Source organism: Microvirga sp. P4_G7, assembly GCF_056401005.1.
The window spans coordinates 1-3,838 of the sequence record NZ_JBFUKD010000342.1 but is presented as its reverse complement, the minus strand read 5'-3'; the positions used below and the strand labels follow the sequence as shown (position 1 = coordinate 3,838).

At 60.9% G+C, this 3,838-nt stretch carries 6 protein-coding genes; 4 read left to right on the top strand and 2 right to left on the bottom strand.

Annotated elements, in window-relative coordinates; all coding sequences use genetic code 11:
• The 4 genes from AC1DT3_RS14125 to AC1DT3_RS14110 all read left to right on the top strand — a co-directional run.
• A partial coding sequence (locus AC1DT3_RS14125; RefSeq protein ID WP_477465886.1) for a RelA/SpoT AH/RIS domain-containing protein occupies positions 1–456 on the top strand: 456 nt, incomplete at its 5' end.
• Between the two features lie 51 nt (positions 457–507).
• The gene (locus AC1DT3_RS14120; protein WP_477465885.1) at positions 508–1,209 is read left to right on the top strand and encodes a gamma-glutamyl-gamma-aminobutyrate hydrolase family protein; all 702 of its coding nucleotides are present in this window, start codon (positions 508–510) and stop codon (positions 1,207–1,209) included.
• A gap of 90 nt (positions 1,210–1,299) precedes the next feature.
• Complete coding sequence (pyrE, locus tag AC1DT3_RS14115) at positions 1,300–1,884, top strand: orotate phosphoribosyltransferase (protein ID WP_477465884.1); 585 nt, start codon at positions 1,300–1,302, stop codon at positions 1,882–1,884.
• Between the two features lie 239 nt (positions 1,885–2,123).
• Entirely contained in the window at positions 2,124–2,780 is a 657-nt protein-coding gene (locus AC1DT3_RS14110) for a LabA-like NYN domain-containing protein (RefSeq protein ID WP_477465883.1), read from the top strand.
• 46 nt (positions 2,781–2,826) lie between these two features.
• Here the strand turns inward: AC1DT3_RS14110 and smpB are convergent, their stop codons facing one another.
• Positions 2,827–3,297, bottom strand: a complete 471-nt coding sequence (smpB, locus tag AC1DT3_RS14105; protein ID WP_477465882.1) for an SsrA-binding protein SmpB — start codon at positions 3,295–3,297, stop codon at positions 2,827–2,829.
• Between the two features lie 4 nt (positions 3,298–3,301).
• The coding region (locus AC1DT3_RS14100; protein ID WP_477465881.1) for a dihydrodipicolinate synthase family protein at positions 3,302–3,838 on the bottom strand (537 nt) is incomplete at its 5' end.

The window sequence follows — 3,838 nt, the reverse complement described above, 5'->3', positions numbered from 1 at the left end:
GCGACGGGTATCCCGATCCGCGGCGTCCACAGCGACATGCCGATCCACTTCGCACCGGGCGGCGGCGCGGTGCCGGGAGATCGTATCGTCGGCATTCTCACACCAGGCGAAGGCGTCACGATCTACCCGATCCAATCGCCGTCGCTCGCAGCGTTCGACAACGAGCCCGACCGCTGGATCGACGTGCGCTGGGACATCGAAACCCACAAAGACCAGCGCTTCCCCGCCCGTATCAAGCTGGAGTCGATCAACGAGCCGGGCTCGCTGGCTCAGATCACGCAGGTCATCGCCGACCACGACGGGAACATCGACAATGTTTCCATGAAGCGCCGCACGCAGGACTTCACGGACGTGACGATCGATCTGTCGGTCTGGGACCTCAAGCAACTCAACGCAATCATTGCGGAGTTGCGTGCCAAACGCGTCGTCAGCAAGGTCGAACGCGTCATTGCCTAGTCTGCGAAACCATCACATCCAAATGCAACGTCGAGTGAACAGAGAAAGCCCATGAGCCGGAAACCGCGCATCGCCGTATTGATGGACGAGAACACCAAGGATGGCGCCACGCGCTACGAAGTGTCCAAGGCCTATTTCGCGGCCGTTCACGGAGCCGGCGGTCTGGCCTTCGGCATCCCATACTTTGCCGACATGATCGACACGGTCGCCGACGAGTTCGACGGAATGCTCGGAGTCGGTGGGCGGATTCAATTTCCGGATGGTTGGTATGGCGAGGGCGGCCCGTCGCAGTTTCCGCAATCGGACCGTTTCGCCATGGAGCAAGCGTTGATGCGCGGCTTTCTCGCGCGCGACAAGGCGGTTCTCGGCATCTGCAACGGGATGCAAATGCTGTCCTGCCTCAATGACGCCCGCATGATCCATGAAGTCCGGACCAAAGGTGATCACATCCTCAACCACGACGGACCGACGGAGAGCCATGCCATTTCGGTGGCGCCCGGCACGATGCTGTCGCGCATCGTCGGCGCGTCCACCATGACGGTGAACAGCCGTCACAAGGAGGCTGTGATCGCGGTTCCCGCCTCGGTCGTCGCCAGCGCTCACGCGGAAGACGGTGTCATCGAGGCGGTGGAAATTCCCTCACGGCGCTTTGCGCTCGGCATCCAGTGGCACCAGGAGGCGTTCTCTCGCGAGAGCCATCCCGGCAATCGCATTTTCGACGCGTTCATCGAGGCCGCGCGCTCCGGCGCGTGATGGTATCGCTCGGAAGTATCGTTGCGGCATGCGGGGTTGCATCCACCGCGCGTGCCTGCCAAACAGCGCCGATCGCAAGAAGGGCCCGCCATGACTCCCACCGAAGCTCTCGATGAATTTCGCTCCGCCGGCGCGTTGCTGGAAGGCCACTTCGTCCTGTCGTCAGGCCTGCACAGCCCCGTCTTTCTGCAAAAGATGTTCGTGTTCCAGGATCCGGCGCGAACGGAGCGCGTCTGCAAGGCGCTCGCCGAGCGCATCAAGGATACGTACGGCCCAGTCGACTATGTCGTCTCCCCTGCCATCGGCGGCATCGTCCCAGGCTACGAGACCGCGCGGCACCTCGGCTGCAAGGCGATCTTCGTGGAGCGGGAAAAAGGCGAGTTCGTCCTGCGCCGCGGTTTCACGATCCCGGAAGGCGCCCGTGTCGTCATGGTCGAAGACATCGTGACGACCRGGCTCTCGTCGCGCGAATGTCTCGCCGCCCTCGCGACCTATCCGGGGACAATGCTCGGCGCGGCCTGCCTGATCGATCGCTCGGGTGGACGTGCCGATCTCGGCGTCCCCCTCGTTTCGCTGATCCAACTCGACATCCCCGCCTACCCGGCCGATCAGCTCCCGCCGGAGCTCGCCGCACTTCCCGCTACGAAGCCGGGCAGCCGCAACCTTACAACGTAAATTACCCTTTATTTCCAGATACCTATTTGTGGCATAATAGTGGCAGCGCCTTGACAAAAACGACGTTTGACGTTTTACTGTTGCCGTTGCCATTTTGCTAACCGCTGAAGGTTAAGCACGACCCGTTTCCCGAATACGCCGCAATTTCTCGCTGCTTCAATTTCAGTCGCGAATTTTTTGATGTGCTTTTTCAGATGCGGATTTTGCCAGGCCCTTTTGCGATTTGACGCGGGTTATCTATGTCGGGCCAAGATAGAATCGCCTTGTTTATCGATGGTGCAAACCTCTATGCGACCACGAAGACGCTTGGCTTCGATATCGACTACAAAAAGCTCCTCAAAGAATTTCAGGGTCGCGGAACGCTCATTCGAGCCTTCTACTACACCGCGCTCGTCGAGGATCAGGAGTATTCCTCGATCCGCCCCTTGATCGATTGGCTCGACTACAACGGCTACCGTGTCGTCACGAAGCCGACCAAGGAATTTGTCGATTCCGCCGGTCGCCGCAAGGTGAAAGGCAACATGGATATCGAGCTCGCCATCGACGCGCTGGAGCTGGCGCCGCATATCGATCAGATGGTGCTCTTCTCAGGTGACGGCGATTTCCGGTCACTCGTCGAAGCGATGCAACGGCGCGGCGTCCGCGTCTCGGTGGCCTCGACCGTGACTACCCAGCCGCCCATGGTCGCTGACGAATTGCGCCGGCAGGCGGACGAATTCCTCGATCTGGCTCAGTTGGCATCGAAGATCGGTCGCGACCAGGGTGAACGCGCACCACGGGTCCCCGGAGAAATCGGCGAGCGCGCCGATCGTCCCCGCCCGCCGGGCGGCGGCGGCCAGGGCCTCGAACGCCGCTACGGCATTCGTCAGAACTCCGACGAGGAATTCGAAAGCTGAGCTTTACGACCGACCGTGTCGGTGGCGAGAGAAAGACTGGGAGCGATCAGCCCTTCTCGCGCATGAGACGCCCGCGCTCCCGGTCCCAATCGCGTTTCTTTTCCGTCTCTCGCTTGTCGTGCAGCTTCTTGCCACGACCCAGACCAAGCTCGACCTTCGCGCGTCCCCGCTCGTTGAAATAGATCTTCAGCGGAATGACCGTGAAGCCTTCGCGCTGCGTGGCGCCGATCAGCTTGTCGATCTCCCGCTTGTGCAGAAGAAGCCGACGGGGTCGTTTGGTCTCGTGATTGAACCGGTTGGCCTGGAGGTATTCCGGAATATAGGCGTTGAACAGGAAGAACTCTTCGCCCGAGGGCCCGGCATAGGCCTCGCCGATCGTCGCCTTCCCTTGACGCAACGATTTCACCTCCGTGCCGGTGAGCGCGATGCCGGCCTCGTAGGTATCGATGATCTCGTAGTTGAAGCGCGCCTTGCGATTATCGGCGACGATCTTCCGGTTATCCTGGACGTGGGCCATCGGGTTACGCGTTGGTCAGCCCGGCATGCACCATCGCCGAGCGGACCTTCTGCTTCGTATCCTCGGAGACGGGGATCAGCGGCAGACGGACGGTGTCCTCCATCAACCCCAACACCGCAGCCGCATATTTGACCGGCGACGGGTTGGTCTCCAGGAACAGGTTGGTGTGAAGCGGCATCAACCGGTCCTGAATGGTCAGCGCCGTTGCGTAATCTCCACCCAGGCTCGCTGCTTGCAATTCGCTGCACAATTTCGGCGCCACGTTCGCCGTCACCGAAATGCAGCCGTGGCCGCCATGAGCGTTGAAGCCGAGCGCGGTGGCGTCCTCTCCAGACAATTGGATGAAGTCCTCACCCATCGCCTGTCGTTGCAGGCTCACGCGCGCGATGTTGGCCGTCGCATCCTTGACGCCGACGATGTTCTTCAGCTCGTACAGCCGAGCCATGGTCTCGACGCTCATGTCGACCACTGAGCGCGGCGGAATATTGTAGATCAGAATAGGCAGCGAGGTTGCATCGTTGATGGCCTTGAAGTGCTGGTA